This is a genomic window from Cupriavidus sp. UBA2010 (assembly GCF_002335265.1).
In the GTDB taxonomy this organism is placed as follows: domain Bacteria; phylum Pseudomonadota; class Gammaproteobacteria; order Burkholderiales; family Burkholderiaceae; genus Cupriavidus; species Cupriavidus metallidurans.
Genome location: NZ_DDCI01000033.1, coordinates 74,688 through 89,571, shown reverse-complemented (window position 1 = coordinate 89,571; position 14,884 = coordinate 74,688). Strand labels below are relative to the sequence as shown.

Annotated in this window: 13 protein-coding genes; 6 read left to right on the top strand and 7 right to left on the bottom strand. The window is 64.3% G+C overall.

Going from position 1 to position 14,884, the window contains the following annotated elements; genetic code table 11:
- Window positions 1–24 precede the first annotated feature (24 nt).
- A complete protein-coding gene (locus B2246_RS24180; RefSeq protein WP_035884292.1) occupies window positions 25–711 on the top strand; it encodes a Fe2+-dependent dioxygenase in 687 nt (228 codons plus the stop codon).
- Between the two features lie 34 nt (window positions 712–745).
- Here B2246_RS24180 and B2246_RS24175 read toward each other — a convergent pair whose 3' ends face one another.
- Window positions 746–1,636 (bottom strand): LysR family transcriptional regulator, encoded by an 891-nt coding sequence (locus tag B2246_RS24175; protein WP_035884293.1) that lies wholly within the window; start codon window positions 1,634–1,636, stop codon window positions 746–748.
- A 146-nt stretch (window positions 1,637–1,782) separates the two neighbouring features.
- On the opposite strand from B2246_RS24175, the gene B2246_RS24170 reads away from it, so the two are divergent.
- Window positions 1,783–2,181: a tautomerase family protein gene (locus B2246_RS24170; RefSeq protein ID WP_008645891.1), complete on the top strand. Its 399-nt coding sequence runs from the start codon at window positions 1,783–1,785 to the stop codon at window positions 2,179–2,181.
- A 117-nt stretch (window positions 2,182–2,298) separates the two neighbouring features.
- A complete protein-coding gene (locus B2246_RS24165; protein WP_008645889.1) occupies window positions 2,299–3,132 on the top strand; it encodes an aldo/keto reductase in 834 nt (277 codons plus the stop codon).
- A gap of 55 nt (window positions 3,133–3,187) precedes the next feature.
- On the opposite strand, the gene B2246_RS24160 is transcribed toward B2246_RS24165, so the two are convergent.
- A complete protein-coding gene (locus tag B2246_RS24160; protein ID WP_286881699.1) occupies window positions 3,188–3,580 on the bottom strand; it encodes a hypothetical protein in 393 nt (130 codons plus the stop codon).
- 311 nt (window positions 3,581–3,891) lie between these two features.
- Between B2246_RS24160 and B2246_RS24155 the strand changes: the two genes are divergently transcribed.
- Window positions 3,892–4,479 carry a BPSL1445 family SYLF domain-containing lipoprotein gene (locus tag B2246_RS24155; RefSeq protein WP_008645886.1) on the top strand — a complete coding sequence of 196 codons (588 nt, stop codon included), beginning with the start codon at window positions 3,892–3,894 and terminating at the stop codon, window positions 4,477–4,479.
- A gap of 217 nt (window positions 4,480–4,696) precedes the next feature.
- The gene (locus B2246_RS24150) at window positions 4,697–5,635 is read left to right on the top strand and encodes a recombination-associated protein RdgC (RefSeq protein ID WP_017512469.1); all 939 of its coding nucleotides are present in this window, start codon (window positions 4,697–4,699) and stop codon (window positions 5,633–5,635) included.
- 28 nt (window positions 5,636–5,663) lie between these two features.
- On the opposite strand, the gene B2246_RS24145 is transcribed toward B2246_RS24150, so the two are convergent.
- On the bottom strand, window positions 5,664–6,626 hold the full coding sequence (locus B2246_RS24145; RefSeq protein WP_035884294.1) for a quinone oxidoreductase family protein: 963 nt from the start codon (window positions 6,624–6,626) through the stop codon (window positions 5,664–5,666).
- A gap of 79 nt (window positions 6,627–6,705) precedes the next feature.
- On the opposite strand from B2246_RS24145, the gene B2246_RS24140 reads away from it, so the two are divergent.
- On the top strand, window positions 6,706–7,704 hold the full coding sequence (locus B2246_RS24140) for a tripartite tricarboxylate transporter substrate binding protein (protein WP_051705519.1): 999 nt from the start codon (window positions 6,706–6,708) through the stop codon (window positions 7,702–7,704).
- Window positions 7,705–7,798: 94 nt separating this feature from the next.
- Here the strand turns inward: B2246_RS24140 and B2246_RS24135 are convergent, their stop codons facing one another.
- From B2246_RS24135 to B2246_RS24120, 4 genes are all read right to left on the bottom strand, one after another.
- The gene (locus B2246_RS24135; protein ID WP_008648139.1) at window positions 7,799–8,986 is read right to left on the bottom strand and encodes a ribonucleotide-diphosphate reductase subunit beta; all 1,188 of its coding nucleotides are present in this window, start codon (window positions 8,984–8,986) and stop codon (window positions 7,799–7,801) included.
- A gap of 140 nt (window positions 8,987–9,126) precedes the next feature.
- Window positions 9,127–12,066 (bottom strand): ribonucleoside-diphosphate reductase subunit alpha, encoded by a 2,940-nt coding sequence (locus B2246_RS24130; RefSeq protein ID WP_035884295.1) that lies wholly within the window; start codon window positions 12,064–12,066, stop codon window positions 9,127–9,129.
- A 518-nt stretch (window positions 12,067–12,584) separates the two neighbouring features.
- Window positions 12,585–13,187, bottom strand: coding sequence for a 1,6-anhydro-N-acetylmuramyl-L-alanine amidase AmpD (gene ampD, locus B2246_RS24125; RefSeq protein ID WP_035884296.1), 603 nt, complete (start codon window positions 13,185–13,187; stop codon window positions 12,585–12,587).
- A complete protein-coding gene (locus B2246_RS24120; protein ID WP_035884297.1) occupies window positions 13,180–14,880 on the bottom strand; it encodes a sigma-54-dependent transcriptional regulator in 1,701 nt (566 codons plus the stop codon). Before B2246_RS24120 ends, ampD begins: the two co-directional genes overlap by 8 nt.
- Window positions 14,881–14,884 lie beyond the last annotated feature (4 nt).

The window sequence follows — 14,884 nt, the reverse complement described above, 5'->3', positions numbered from 1 at the left end:
TCGCTCACTATCTATATAGATACGATGCTCGTCCGCATTCCGCAGGTTCTCAACGCCGAGCAACTGGCCATGCTGCGGGAGCAGCTCGATCACGCGGGCGACGCCTGGATGGACGGCCGCGTTACCGCCGGATACTCCGGCGCGCCGGTGAAGTTCAACCAGCAGATCGACGAACGCTCCGAGGCGGCGGCGCAGTGCCAGCATCTTGTACTGAGCGCGCTCGAGCGCAATCCGCTGTTCATCAGCGCCGTGCTGCCAAACATCGTCTATCCGCCGATGTTCAATCGCTACAGTGAGGGCATGACGTTCGGCCTGCACGTCGATGGCGGCGTCCGCCTACACCCGCACAACGGCCGCAAGCTGCGTACCGATGTTTCCGCCACGCTGTTCCTGTCCGACCCGGCCAGCTACGACGGCGGCGAACTGCAGATCGAGGACACCTACGGCGTGCACTCGGTCAAGCTCGCGGCCGGTGACATGGTGGTCTACCCGTCCACAAGCCTGCACCAGGTCACGCCGATCACGCGCGGTGTGCGGGTTGGCTGCTTCTTCTGGATTCAGAGCCTGATTCGCGACGATGGACAACGCGCGCTGTTGTTCGACATGGACAACGCCATCCAGACGCTGAATCAGACCAACGCTGACGAACGCGCGCGCCGCACGCTAGTGGGCTGCTATCACAACCTCCTGCGCCAGTGGAGCGACACCTGATTCCCGTCCGCGATTCCCGCCCGGTCTTCCTCGCCTAGCCGAACTGCTCGGCCAGCGCCTGACGCGCCTGCCCAATGAACTCGCTCTCCCCGCGCCGGGCCCCCAGCAGATAGAACTCGGCCGAAGGCAGCGGCGGCAACTTCCAGCCCGCCGTGGCGGCCGCATCCAGCGGCGCGACACCCGGCCCGATGGCCGAGGCGTTCAGACATGACACGCCAAGGCCCGCCGCCAGAGCCAGATGCAGCCCGGCCACCCCGGATGCCGAATGGCCAATATCGAACGCGCGCCGCCGCCGTTTGAGCAACTGCACCACGAACTGGTGCATCGAACAGGTATCCGGTAACAGCACGAGCGGCAGCGTGGCCTGCGGCGACTCGGCGATCTCCGGTGCCGCGACCCACGCCAGCGCCTCCCGCCGCAGTACGACACCGGACTTGCGCTTCTCGTGCGGCGCAGCATCGCCCCCCAGACGGATCAACCGCATACTCAGGCCGATATCGAACTCGTCCATCTCGGCGGCAGCCTCGATGGCCGCGCTCTTCATGACCGTCACGTGCAGCTTCAGGTACGGATAACGGTCACGCAACCGGCGCAACATGCCGGCAATCTCGCCGGGGCGAAAGTAGTCCGTCACCGCCAGACGTAGCTCGCCATCGAGCGACTGTCCGCGCAATTCCTGCATCGCCAGTTCGTTCAGCGACAGGATGCGCCGCGCGTACTCAAGCAGCCGCGCGCCGGCCGGCGTCACTGCGGCCCCCTTCTTCCCTCGAGTCAGGAGGGGGACGCCGGCACGCTCCTCAAGCTTGCGCAATTGCTCGCTGACGGACGACTGCGACAGGAACAGCCGGGGTGCCGCCGCGGACAAGCTACCGCTGTCCGCCACGGCCACGAAGGTTCTCAGTTGATCGGTCTCGAATCCACGCATGGCTGCCCCAAATAATTCGGTATATCCGATGGATAGTATCGTATATTCCCGCTTTTCCGATATCAAGGCAGCGCCTACGATGACATCACCGCAGCGGAAAAATCATCCGCCGCACCGTGAAAACCAACCCAGTCAAGGAGCCTGTCATGCCCCACATCGCCCTGCAGATTTCCGGCCATCCCGATACGGAACTCACCCGCCGCGCGGTCGCCGCAGTCGGCGAACTGACCCAGCGGGTCCTGCGCAAGGAAGCCAGCGTGATCGCCACCACGGTCACGTACATCCCGCGCGAACAGTGGTTCATTGCTGGCAAGCCGCTGTCGGAGTATGCCGAGGGCCGCAACGCGTTCCAGCTCGACATCAGCGTGACCGACGAGACGAACACCAAGGCCGAAAAGGCGCAATATCTCGCAGCGATATTCGGGGCCTTGTCCGAGGTGATCGGCGACGTCAATCCCCTGTCCTACATCCATGTGATCGACGCGCGGGCGGCCGCCTACGGATACGGCGGCAAGTCGCAGGAATTCCGCCACCAACACGGTTGATTCGCGCATTTCAGTCAGCAGTGTCGTGCGGGCGGCTGGCTTGTACTCCGTGCCAATGTTCACTAGTGTGAAGGGCTGCAAGCCGGCATCGTCGGCGCTTCACACCGGAGTCATTGCATGAAACAAGTCACACTGCCCGGCGGCGAACGCGTGCCCGCGCTGGGCATGGGTACCTGGAACATTGGCGATCATCGCCAGACACGTGCCGAGGAAATCGCCACGTTGCAGCTGGGTCTGGATCTTGGACTGCGGCTGATCGACACCGCCGAGATGTATGGCGAAGGCTTGTCGGAGTCACTGATCGGCGAGGCGATCCGGGGGCGTCGCGACCAGACGTTCCTGGTCAGCAAGGTGTATCCGCACAATGCCAGTCGCAAAGGCACGGTGGCCGCGTGCGAGCGCAGCCTGAAACGCCTGGGCACCGACCATATTGATCTCTACCTGCTCCACTGGCGCGGCGACGAGCCGTTCGAGGCAACGATCGAGGCGTTCCTGGCGTTGCGGCAAGCGGGCAAGATCCGCCATTTCGGCGTCAGCAATCTCGACCTCTCCGACATGGAAGAACTATGGGATGTGCCGGGTGGCGATGAAGTGGCCGTGAACCAGTTGCTCTATAACTTGAGCCGCCGTGGCATCGAGTTCGACCTGCTGCCCTGGCTACGCGAGCGGGGGGTTCCCGTCATGGCCTATTCCCCGATCGAGCAGGCACGATTGCTGCGCAGCCCGGGCCTGAAGCGTTTTGCGCAATCGATTGGAAAGTCTCCGGCGCAGGTTGCGCTGGCGTGGCTGCTCAGCCGCGACGACATCATCGCTATCCCGAAGACTGGCAACCGCGAACGTCTGCGCGAGAACGTCGACGCGCTGGACCTGACGCTGAGCGCGGAACAGCTTGCCGCGCTGGACGAACTGTTTCCGCCCCCGCGCCACGTGCAGCCGCTGGCGATGCTCTGAACGCGGTCCACAAGACAAGACGGAACTGGCGCCGGCTATCCACCGGCGCCCCGATTTAGCGCTGTCCTGCCTTGTAGCGCTCTACCTCGACGTAGCGCGTGAGATAGACACGTGCCTTCTCGCGCGTATCCGTGGTCACCCGATCGGCAGCCTGTTTGGCGCTGCTACGGCCGTGGGCCGAACTCATGCCAGCCATCAGATACGACTGGAATGCGTCGTGCATGACTTTCAGTTGGTCCTGACAGGCACTAAGCGCACCGCCAGCCACGTCCGCCGGCACGGCCTTGCTCGAAACACCGTCGTCGACCTTGACCTGTACGCATTCCATGTATTTCACGCGTTCGGCCTGCCACGCCGGCGCAACCTGCACAGACTCCTGCGCGGCAGCCTGGGTTGCCGAGTCAGCCGGCGGCTGGGAGGAGGAGCAGGCGGCCAGCAAAGCGGCCATCGGCATCGTCGTCGCGGCGAGTCTGATCAGGCGCCCCCGCACTGGCGTCCGTTCGGAAGATTGAGAGGCGGCAATGCCGGCGTCTGGAGGAAAGGGGGCGATTGTCTGGTGCATGCTCCAAAGACCAGGGCGGATGATTTGAGTTTCAGAAGCCATTCCACTGATTTGCAAGAAATTGCAATAAAACAGGACTGACTTGCCTCATGTCAGATAGCAAGTCACGTATTGTCAGACAAAATCGCATTTGCGGAAGTGCATCGCACGCCTATGCTTTAGAGGCGGTTAAAACACTTCAACCCTTGGAGGAAAGCATGAAACGTCGAACATTCCTGTCCGCCGGCAGTGCGGGGCTTGTTGGTCTTACCGGTCTGGGTACGCTGGCAGGCTGCAGCGTCACGGGTCCCACCGACTCCGGTGACAATGCGTCCAAGCGTCGTGAGATCAACGTTGGCGCAACGGATACGCTCAATCGCCTCTACACGACAACCAAGTCCGCACAGGAACTGGGTGCCAAGGCCAAGGGCATCCTGATCTTCCCGAAGCTACTGTCGGCTGGTTTCATCGTCGGGGGTGAATACGGCGACGGTGTCCTGCGGGCGGGCGGTGCCGACCGAGGATACTATCGGGCGATCTCTGGTTCGTTCGGCTTTCAGGCCGGCGCGCAATCGAAAGCCTTCGTCCTGATGTTCATGACCCAGGAGGCGTACGACAAATTCGTGCGCAGCAGCGGCTGGCAGGTGGGCGCGGATGCCACGGTAGCCCTGGCGACGATTGGCGCCAACGGTCAGATCGATACCAATACGGCGCAGCAACCGATCATCGGTTTCGCAATGACCAATGCGGGCCTGATGGCTGGCCTGAGCCTGGAAGGCACCAAGATCTCGAAGCTCTCGATCTGACACAACTTGCCAGATTGCGAAGTATTGAATTGACGTCTTGATCAGGGGCGCCCGTCTCCTTACGGGCGCCCCTGATCACATCGCGACAGTCAACGCCTCCTCCTCCCCCCGCGCGTTCCATTTCTCTTCGCCGAACCTGCATCGGTATGCGCATCCGACCCCGATTGACCCGTTAGAATGCGTCCCTCCCCTTTTTCGTACGCGAGGCCGAATTCTCATGTGGTTCAAGAATCTCCAGGTTCATCGTTTCTCCGCCCCGTGGACACTCACCGCTGACGACGTTGAAGCTTGCCTGGCCAAGCACGCGTTCTACCCCGGCACCAGCCTGGAGATGCAGACGCAAGGCTGGGCATCGCCCCGCGACAACGGTCAGCTCGTACATTGCGTCAATCGCCAGATGCTGCTGGTGCTGCGCACCGAAAAGAAGCTGCTGCCGGCAACCGTGGTCAACCAGGTCACCAAGGCCCGCGCCGCAGAACTCGAAGAGCAACAGGGCTTCAAGCCGGGCCGCAAGCAACTCAAGGAACTGAAGGAGCAGATCACGGAAGAACTGCTCCCACGCGCCTTCAGCATCCGCCGCGACACACGCGTCTGGATCGACCCGGCCAATGGCTGGCTGGCGATCGACGCGGCCGGAACGGCCAAGGCCGACGAAGTGCGCGGGATGCTGTTCAAGGCAATTGATCCGCTGCCTGTGGCCAACCTGCACGTGAACCAGTCGCCCGTGACCGCCATGACCGAATGGCTGGCCACCGACACCGCCCCGGCCGGCTTCACGGTCGACCAGGAAATCGAGCTCCAGTCGAGCGGTGAAAGCAAGGCCACGGTCCGCTACGTCCGCCACCCGCTGGACCCCGAGGACCTGCGCCGCCATATCGCCGCCGGCAAGCGTTGCACGCGCCTGGCCATGACGTGGAACGACCGCGTGTCATTCGTGCTGACCGAAGCGCTGGTCATCAAACGCGTGAATCCGCTCGATGTCATCAAGGAACAGGCCGATGGCACGCTGCATGACGAGGACGAGCGCTTCGATGCCGACTTCGCGCTGATGGCGGGCGAGCTGGCGAGCCTGCTTACCGACCTGACCGACGCCCTGGGCGGCGAGCGCAAGGCCGAAGGCACCGAAGCCCCCATCGACGTCCGCAAGGCGGCCTGATCCCACGCTCGCCATCGCGCCGGCGAGTTCAATCGAGCGTCAGCACGACGCGCGTAGCCTGCTCGCCAGCGCGCCGCCAGACGTCCGCGACCGCGGACATCTGCGCCAGTTCGAATTCCGTGCCGAGGTCGCCATCGCTGGCGCAGGCAAGGATGTCGTCGACCAGCGTTTTCATGTAGCCGCACGGCGGATGGTTGGCCGGGCCGCAGCCCATGAGCTGCACGCGCGAGTCGCGTAGCGCCGCAGGCGGCAGCATCATGCTGCCGGCCCCTCGGTTCGCCGCCGTGACGATGCGCACGCCACGGTCGAACATCGACATCGGCATCCCGTCGCACTGCACCAACGCCGCCAGCAGCAGTTCTAGCGCCTCGCCCCAGACGAAATCGATCACCACGTCGATCCCCTGCTCCGCGAACGAGGCGAACGTGTACTGCAGGGTGCTCGGCGGCTGTGCGAGGTCGATCAGCGCATCGGCACCGAGTGTGGACAACTGCTCGGGCCGATGACCGGCGGCGATGACGCGCCCCGCCCCTTGCAGACGCGCCGCCTGCACCGCCAGGCGGCCCGCGATGCCCGACGCGCCAAGCACCAGCACGGTTTCACCTGGCTCGACGTCGGCCCGCGTCGCCAGCGGCAACCATGCGGCCAGCGCAGGCCCGACCAGCGCCGCAGCGGCCGCCGAACCAACATCGTCCGGCAGCGGCGCCACCCACTCGGCCGGCGCGTACTCGGCCATCGCGCCATACGGCGCGCGGCCGGCCCGGAAGTAGACACGCTGCCCGTCGGCGAGCCGCCCGACACCATCGCGCCCACAAATGAACGGCAACTGCGTCGGCAAGCGGGGATGCAGCCCCTTGGCGATAGCGAGATCGGCCGGGCAGATCACCGCGGCCCTGACCTGGACCAGGGTTTCCCCATCGCTCGGATGGGGGTCGTCAAAGGTGGTGAAGCACGGCGTTTCGCCGAATTGGTACTGGACTACGGCTTTCATCGATGGCTCTCCTTGGTGGACCCATCACGGATCCTAGGGAGCCCAAAGTCCGAAGTCTCTGAGCCGAATCTGAAAGGAGATGCGCGTAAAATCCCTCGAAAACAACGAGGAGAATTCATTGAAGCCGTCACGCCTGTCCCTGGCCGCGCTGCTGCTCGCAGCCGCCACCACCGCCCACGCCGCCTGGCCTGACCGCCCCATCAAGCTCATCGTGCCGTTCCCGCCCGGACAGGCCACCGATATCTTCGCCCGCGCGCTTGCCGAGAAACTGGGCAAGCAACTGGGCCAGTCCGTCATTGTCGAGAACCGGGCAGGCGCCGGTGGCAATATCGGCATGGAGGTTGCCGCGAAGGCACCGGCCGATGGCTATACGCTCGTGATGGCGGGCAGCGCGATGGCGATCAACCAGACGCTCTACAAGAAGGTCAACTACGACCCGCGCCAGGACTTCGCGCCGATATCAGGCGTGTTCTCGGTGCCTCTGGTGTTCCTGGCCACGCCGCAGTCGGGTTTCACCTCGCTGCGCGACCTGATCACGAAGGCCAAGGCGGCGCCGGGCAAGTACAGCTACGCGAGTGCCGGCATCGGCGGCACGCAGCACCTGTCGGCCGAAATGCTCAAGGCACAGACCGGCATCTTCGTCGTGCACATTCCGTACAAGGGCAGCGGCCCGGCGCAGGCCGATTTCCTCGGCAACCAGATTCCGCTGATGGTCGATTCGGTGACGGCCGCCATGCCGCTGATCCAGAGCCACAAGGCCTTGCCGCTGGCCGTGACCACGACGCAACGCGTGCCGCAGCTCCCATCGGTGCCAACCGTGCGCGAACAGGGCGTGCCGGGCTTCGAGGCGCTGGGCTGGGCCGTGATGATGGCGCCATCTGGCACGCCCCCGGCCGTCGTCTCGCAGCTGAATGCGGAGACCGTCAAGGCGCTGCAATCGCCCGAACTGCACAAGTTCATCACCGACCGGGGCTCGGAGCCCATGCCGATGACGCCCGCGGACACCGGCAAGTTCGTGGATAGCGAGATCCGCAAATGGGCGACGGTGGTGAAGCGGTCTGGAGCGACGGCGGAATAAGCCGCCAGGAAACAAAAACGGACATCAGGCTCTCGCCCGATGTCCGCACACTACCCATTCTGGCTGCCGTCTTCTCAATGCGGCAGCCGACCCCTCAATCCCACGACAGCGCGCCGCCCGTCTGGTACTCGATGACGCGCGTCTCGAAGAAGTTACGCTCTTTCTTCAGGTCGATCATTTCGCTCATCCACGGGAACGGGTTTTCCTCGTTCGGGAAGAGCTGCTCCAGGCCGATCTGCTGGCAACGGCGGTTGCAGATGAAGCGCAGGTAGCCCTTGAACATCGGTGCGTTCAGGCCCAGCACGCCGCGCGGCATGGTGTCCTCAGCGTAGCGGTATTCCAGGTCCACGGCCTTCTTGAACAACTCGGTGATCTCGGCCTTGAACTCGGCCGTCCACAGGTGCGGGTTCTCGAGCTTGATCTGGTTGATCAGATCGATGCCGAAATTGCAGTGCAGGGATTCGTCGCGCAGGATGTACTGGTACTGCTCGGCAGCGCCGGTCATCTTGTTCTGGCGGCCCATTGCCAGGATCTGCGTGAAGCCCACGTAGAAGAACAGGCCTTCCATGATGCAGGCGAACACGATCAGCGACTTCAGCAGCTTCTGGTCGTTCTCCGGCGTGCCGGTCTTGAACGACGGGTCGGTCAGCGTGTCGATGAACGGGATCAGGAACTCGTCCTTGTCGCGGATCGACTGCACTTCATGGTACGCGTTGAAGATCTCGGCTTCGTTCAGGCCGAGCGATTCCACGATGTACTGGTAGGCGTGCGTGTGGATGGCCTCTTCGAAGGCCTGACGTAACAGGTACTGGCGGCATTCCGGCGCCGTGATCTGGCGGTACGTGCCCAGCACGATATTGTTGGCGGCCAGCGAATCGGCCGTCACGAAGAAGCCCAGATTGCGCTTGATGATGCGGCGCTCGTCCTCGGTCAGGCCGTTCGGGTCCTTCCACAGGGCGATGTCGCGCGACATGTTGATTTCCTGCGGCATCCAGTGGTTCGCGCAACCGGCCAGATACTTTTCCCATGCCCACTTGTACTTGAACGGCACGAGCTGGTTCACGTCCGTGGCGCCGTTGATCACGCGCTTGTCAGCGGCGTTCACGCGGCGCGTGCTTTGCGCGGCGGCGGCGTTGGGGTTGTTGCCAAGGATGCCCGGCTCGGTGGCTGCCGGCGGCAGCACGCCTTGCTGGTCGACCGACGTGGCGACGGCAGCGGGTTGCAGGGCAGGCTGCGGCGCGGCCTGCGGTGTGGCTTGAACGTCGTCGTCCCAGCTCAGCATGTTGTTTCTCCGATGATTCGATCAGGGGCGGCTGTGGCCAGCTTAGGCGCATCGGCTATCGATGTGCCTGGCCCTCTCCCCCGGCCCCTCCCCCGCACAGCGGGAGAGGGGAGCAGACCGAGGGTACTTTCAGGTGTTGCTTACTGGCAGGCTTCGCACTCTTCGAAGCCAGGATCGCCCGGACGCATCGTGCAGACCGCGCCCTCGGCCTCCGGCATCGCCGGTGCGGCCGACGCCGCGGCATCAATGCCCGACTGGCCGTCAGCGCCCGACGACACCGCGTTCAGCGAACCGCGCTGCACGGTGGACTTCTCCACGTGCGTGGCGGCCATCGTGCGCAGGTAGTACGTGGTCTTCAGACCACGCAGCCAGGCCAGCTTGTAGGTGTCGTCCAGCTTCTTGCCCGAAGCGCCGGCCATGTAGATGTTCAGCGACTGGGCCTGGTCGATCCACTTCTGACGGCGGCTGGCGGCTTCCACGAGCCAGGTCGGTTCCACTTCGAACGCCGTGGCGTAGATGTCCCGCAGGTCCTGCGGAATGCGGTCGATGCGGGCCAGCGAACCGTCGAAGTACTTCAGGTCGGCGACCATCACTTCGTCCCACAGGCCGCGTTCCTTCAGATCGCGCACGAGGTAGTCGTTCACAACCGTGAACTCGCCCGAGAGGTTCGACTTCACGTACAGGTTCTGGAACGTCGGCTCGATGCAGGCGGACACGCCGATGATGTTCGAAATGGTCGCGGTCGGGGCGATCGCGATGCAGTTCGAGTTGCGCATGCCGTGCTGCTTGATGCGGCCACGCAGGCTGTCCCAGTCCATCGTCGACGACAGGTCCACGTCCAGGTAGCCGCCACGTTCTTCGGCCAGCAGCTTCAGCGAATCCTGCGGCAGGATGCCACGATCCCACAGCGAACCCTCGTAGGTGCTGTAACGGCCACGCTCTTCGGCCAGCTCGGTCGAAGCCTGGTAGGCGTAGTAGCACACGGCTTCCATCGACGTATCGGCGAACTTCACCGCGGCGTCGCTGGCGTACGGCGTGCGCAGCACGTGCAGGCAGTCCTGGAAGCCCATGATGCCCATACCCACCGGACGGTGGCGCAGGTTCGAGTTGCGCGCCTTCTCTACCGCGTAGTAGTTGATGTCGATCACGTTGTCGAGCATGCGCATCGCGGTGCGGATCGTCTTCTGCAGCTTGGCGTGATCCAGCACGTACGTGCCATCGGCCTGTTGCATCAGGTGGGCCACCAGGTTCACGGAACCCAGGTTGCACACGGCGATTTCGCTCTCGTTCGTGTTCAGCGTGATTTCCGTGCACAAGTTCGAGCTATGCACCACACCCACGTGCTGCTGCGGGCTGCGGATGTTGCACGGGTCCTTGAACGTGATCCACGGATGGCCGGTTTCGAACAGCATGCCCAGCATCTTGCGCCACAGCTGCATGGCCGGCACTTTCTTGAACAGCTTCAGTTCGCCGTTGGCGGCCTTGGCTTCGTAGCCCAGGTAGGCCTGCTCGAATGCCTTGCCGACCTTGTCATGCAGGTCCGGGCAGCTGGCCGGCGAGAACAACGTCCATTCGCCATTTTCCATCACGCGCTTCATGAACAGGTCCGGAATCCAGTTGGCCGTGTTCATGTCGTGCGTGCGGCGGCGGTCATCGCCGGTGTTCTTGCGCAGCTCGAGGAATTCCTCGATGTCCAGGTGCCACGTTTCCAGGTACGCGCAGACCGCGCCCTTGCGCTTGCCGCCCTGGTTCACGGCCACGGCCGTGTCGTTGACGACCTTCAGGAACGGCACCACGCCCTGCGACTTGCCGTTGGTGCCCTTGATGTGCGAGCCCAGCGCGCGCACGTTGGTCCAGTCGTTGCCCAGGCCGCCAGCGAACTTCGACAGCAGCGCGTTTTCCTTGAGCGCCTCGTAGATGCCTTCCAGGTCGTCCGAGACCGTGGTCAGGTAGCACGACGACAGCTGCGAGCGGCGCGTGCCCGAGTTGAACAGCGTCGGGGTCGACGACATGAAGTCGAACGACGACAGCAGCTGGTAGAACTCGATCGCGCGCGCTTCACGGTCCTTCTCTTCCAGCGCCAGGCCCATGGCCACGCGCATGAAGAACGCCTGCGGCATTTCGATGCGCACTTCGTCCACGTGCAGGAAGTAGCGGTCGTACAGCGTCTGCAGGCCCAGGTAGTTGAACTGGAAGTCGCGCGAGGCGTCCAGCGCGGCGCCCAGGCGGGCCAGGTCGTACGTGGCCAGCTTTTCGTCGAGCAGTTCGGCTTCGATACCGCGCGCGATGAACTTCGGGAAGTACTCGGCGTACTTCGTCGCCATCTCGGTCTGGGTCACTTCGGCGCCCAGGATTTCCTTGCGGATCGTGTGCAGCAGGATACGGGCGGTCACCTGGCTGTAGGCCGGGTCCTTCTCGATCAGCGTGCGCGCAGCCAGGATGGCGGAGTCGTAGACCTGCGTCATCGGCACGCCGTCGTACAGGTTCTTGAGCGTTTCCTTCAGGATCGGCTCTGCGCTGACGGCCTTGCCGAGGCCGCTGCAGGCGTTATCGATCAGCGCGTGCAACGCCGCCAGGTCCAGCTGGTACGTCACACCGTTATCGGTCACGTTGAACGACACGCCGGCCTCCTGTACGCGGGCCACCGCCTGCGCGTTGGCCTGGGCGCGTTCCTGCGTGCGCTTTTCGCGGTACAGCACGTAGGCGCGGGCCACCTCATGTTCGCCCGAGCGCATCAGCGCCAGTTCCACGTGATCCTGCACGTCTTCGATATGGAACGTGCCGCCGTTCGGACGGCTGCGCACCAGCGCGCGCACCACATTCTGGGTCAGTTGCTCGACGATCTCGCGCACGCGCGCGGATCCCGCGCCCTGGCCGCCGTTGACGGCCAGGAATGCCTTGGTCATGGCCACGGCAATCTTGTTCGGCTCGAACGACACCACGGCGCCGTTACGGCGGATCAGCTTGTAGTCCTGATAGGTAACGCCTGCAGCGACGGGGCTCTGCTGCGCAATGCCGGCTGCTGCGCCAGCAACGCCAGTCACGCCAGTGGTTTGTTGTTCGTTTTGGGCCGTTTGCATGAGGTAACTCCTGTTTTAACCCTTGTATTGAAGACTTCTGCTGAAGATGACAAAGTCCCTAGCAAAATGCGCTCCAGAAGACACTCGACACTGGCCATGCCAGGCGAGAACCAAACTGCACAGGCGTTCATTCTGCTAGGGACTCTTTTACAGCCCGACCCGGTTGAATTTTGTGACGCACACACCGCAAGCTGCTGCGGCGAGGCTTCACTCTTGGGTCGGCTCCCCGGAAAAACCACTAGATATAGTGGTCACATCGAAAATCTGGGCTAAGTATAGTGAAACGAGCCTGAATGACCAGTCTTGACAATCAGCTTTCACATTGCCGGGCCGGCGGTGCGGCAGCGCCACAATCCCGCAAAGCCCGCTGCCTCAAGGGTTCGCGGCAAGCCGTTCGGTGGCGCACAAGATCTTGAAAATATTTCTATGGGAACAGATCGGCGATAGGTGCCCCGGAATGTGGCAGCCGTCGTGACGATTCGGGGCCCGGCGCACCCTATTTGGCCCCCCTGGGAAACCTACCTTGCGTGCCGGTACGGCATCATCGCCGGCGGTAGCGCGGCCTGTTTCGCAAAGCGGCTCCAGTCGAAGTGGGGGCCTGGGTCGGTCTTGCGCCCCGGCGCAATGTCGCTGTGGCCAGCGACGCCCTGGATCGGATAGGCGGCCCGCAGGGCACTCACCAGCGCGGCCACCGTCTCGTATTGCGCTGGCGTGAACGGCTGGTCGTCGGCGCCCTCGATCTCGATGCCGATCGAGAAGTCGTTGCAGCGTTGGCGTCCGCAATAGTCGGACTGGCCGGCGTGCCACGCACGTTGTGTGCAGGCGACAAACTGAACCGGCTCGCCATCGCGGCGGATCAGGAAGTGGGCCGATACCCGGACGTCGCGAATCGTCTCGAAAAACGGATGGCGCGTGGCATCGAGCCGATTCTGGAAGAACGCCTCGATATCGTCGGAGCCGAACTGCCCCGGCGGCAGGCTGATGTTGTGCAGTACCACCACATCGACCGCCATGCCTTCGGGGCGGGCGTCGAAGTTCGGGGACGGCACGCGGCGGGCCGCGGGGATCCAGCCGTCGGCGTCGGGCTGCCAGTCACGGACCCGGCCTGCGGCGTCAGACATCTCGCCCCTCCCCTTCGGCCAGCGATTCGCTATCGTCCCGGCCACTGCGCCCATCCTCCTCGCAGATGCCAAGTTGCTCGATCCGGTACCGCAACTGGCGGAAGTTCAGACCCAGCAGCGGCGCCGCGGCGGTCCGGTTGAAGCCGGTCTGCCGCAAGGCGCGCAGGATCAGCTCGCGCTCCATCGCCTCCAGGTGCGCGGGGAGATTGATCGGGAACGTGGTGGCAGCCGGCGCGCCAGCATCGAGGGCAGGCGCGGCAACCGGCCCAGCCACGGGGATCGGGGCCGGCACGGGCGCCGGTTCTGGCATCGCCGCCACGGGCGTCGCTGGAGCGGGCACACCCCAGGCTCCGGCGGTACCCCACCGGTGATACATGGCTGCCGGCGGCACGGCAGTCAACGGCGCCGCCGCGAGGGATGGCGCAGCCGCCATGGCCGTCTGCATCAGCGCGGCACGCTCGATGCCGGTGTCGAGCGGCCCCAGGTCGGCCACTTCGATCTCCTCGCTTTCAGCGAACGCGTAGGCACGCTCGAGCAGGTTCTCGAGTTCGCGCACGTTCCCCGGAAATTCGTACGCGCAGAGCCATTCCAGCGCCGCGCGTGACAGCCGCTTGGGATGCGCATCGCCGTAGCGCACGGCCAGATGCTCGAGAATCGCGCGGGCAAGCACCGGGATGTCCTCGGCGCGCTCGCGCATCGTGGGCATCCGGAGTTCGAGCACGTTGAGGCGGTAGTACAAGTCCTGGCGGAATGACCCGGCGGCGACCATCGCGGCCAGGTCCTTGTGGCTGGCGCACATGACGCGCACATCCACGCTGTCTTCCTTGCTGGCGCCGATCTTGCGCACGCGGCGTTCCTGCAGCGCGCGCAGCAGCTTCACCTGCATCGCCAGCGGCAGGTCCGCGACCTCATCGAGCAGCAGCGTGCCGCCATTGGCGGCCTGAAAGAACCCGCCGCGCTCGGCATCGGCCCCAGTAAAGGCGCCTTTGACGTGGCCGAAGAACTCGGCCTCCATCAACGCTTCGGGGATCGCGCCGCAGTTCACGGCCACGAATGAATGCGCCGAGCGCGCGCTGATCGCGTGAATCGCTCGCGCCGCTCGTTCCTTGCCGCTGCCGGATTCGCCGCTGATCACCACCGGTGCCATGCTGCGCGCCAGACGCGGCAGCGAGCGCCGTACCTCGTGAATTGCCGGCGAGACCCCCGGTAGCAGCCCGGCCGCACGATCGCCCAGACTGGTCCCATCGGTCGCGTCGGACGAGTCCCCCGCATCGGCCTGATCGGATGTGTCGTTACCGTTCGCACCGCGCTGATGACGGCCCAGCGCGTTGAGAATCAGCGTGCGGAGTTGCTCGAGAGATACCGGCTTGGCGATGTAGTCGAACGCGCCGGCCTTCAGCGCATCCACGGCGTTGTCCGCGCTGCCATACGCCGTGATCACGGCCACCGGGGTGCGCTCGGGCGACGCCGACAACTGGCGCACGATCTCGATGCCCAGGCCATCGCCGAGCCGCATGTCGGTCAGCACCAGACTGTAGCGCCGCTCGGCCAGACGCAGGCGGGCCTCGGCCAGCGAGCCGGCCATCACCACGTCATGCCCCATGCGTCGCAGCGAGATATCCAGCAGCTCGCGCAGGTCAGCCTCGTCGTCGATGACGAGAATCGGATCGGGTGCGGACAATCTGGGAGGCATGGAT

What these genes read in the sequence shown, in the direction of transcription:
- B2246_RS24175 (WP_035884293.1), bottom strand. Translation starts at nt 1,636, where the DNA reads ATGCGTGGATTCGAGACCGATCAACTGAGAACCTTCGTGGCCGTGGCG.
- B2246_RS24155 (WP_008645886.1), top strand. Translation starts at nt 3,892, where the DNA reads ATGAAACGTCGAACATTCCTGTCCGCCGGCAGTGCGGGGCTTGTTGGT.
- B2246_RS24180 (WP_035884292.1), top strand. Translation starts at nt 25, where the DNA reads ATGCTCGTCCGCATTCCGCAGGTTCTCAACGCCGAGCAACTGGCCATG.
- B2246_RS24140 (WP_051705519.1), top strand. Translation starts at nt 6,706, where the DNA reads ATGCGCGTAAAATCCCTCGAAAACAACGAGGAGAATTCATTGAAGCCG.
- B2246_RS24135 (WP_008648139.1), bottom strand. Translation starts at nt 8,986, where the DNA reads ATGCTGAGCTGGGACGACGACGTTCAAGCCACACCGCAGGCCGCGCCG.
- B2246_RS24130 (WP_035884295.1), bottom strand. Translation starts at nt 12,066, where the DNA reads ATGCAAACGGCCCAAAACGAACAACAAACCACTGGCGTGACTGGCGTT.
- B2246_RS24145 (WP_035884294.1), bottom strand. Translation starts at nt 6,626, where the DNA reads ATGAAAGCCGTAGTCCAGTACCAATTCGGCGAAACGCCGTGCTTCACC.
- ampD (WP_035884296.1), bottom strand. Translation starts at nt 13,187, where the DNA reads ATGTCTGACGCCGCAGGCCGGGTCCGTGACTGGCAGCCCGACGCCGAC.
- B2246_RS24160 (WP_286881699.1), bottom strand. Translation starts at nt 3,580, where the DNA reads ATGGCCGCTTTGCTGGCCGCCTGCTCCTCCTCCCAGCCGCCGGCTGAC.
- B2246_RS24120 (WP_035884297.1), bottom strand. Translation starts at nt 14,880, where the DNA reads ATGCCTCCCAGATTGTCCGCACCCGATCCGATTCTCGTCATCGACGAC.
- B2246_RS24165 (WP_008645889.1), top strand. Translation starts at nt 2,299, where the DNA reads ATGAAACAAGTCACACTGCCCGGCGGCGAACGCGTGCCCGCGCTGGGC.
- B2246_RS24170 (WP_008645891.1), top strand. Translation starts at nt 1,783, where the DNA reads ATGCCCCACATCGCCCTGCAGATTTCCGGCCATCCCGATACGGAACTC.
- B2246_RS24150 (WP_017512469.1), top strand. Translation starts at nt 4,697, where the DNA reads ATGTGGTTCAAGAATCTCCAGGTTCATCGTTTCTCCGCCCCGTGGACA.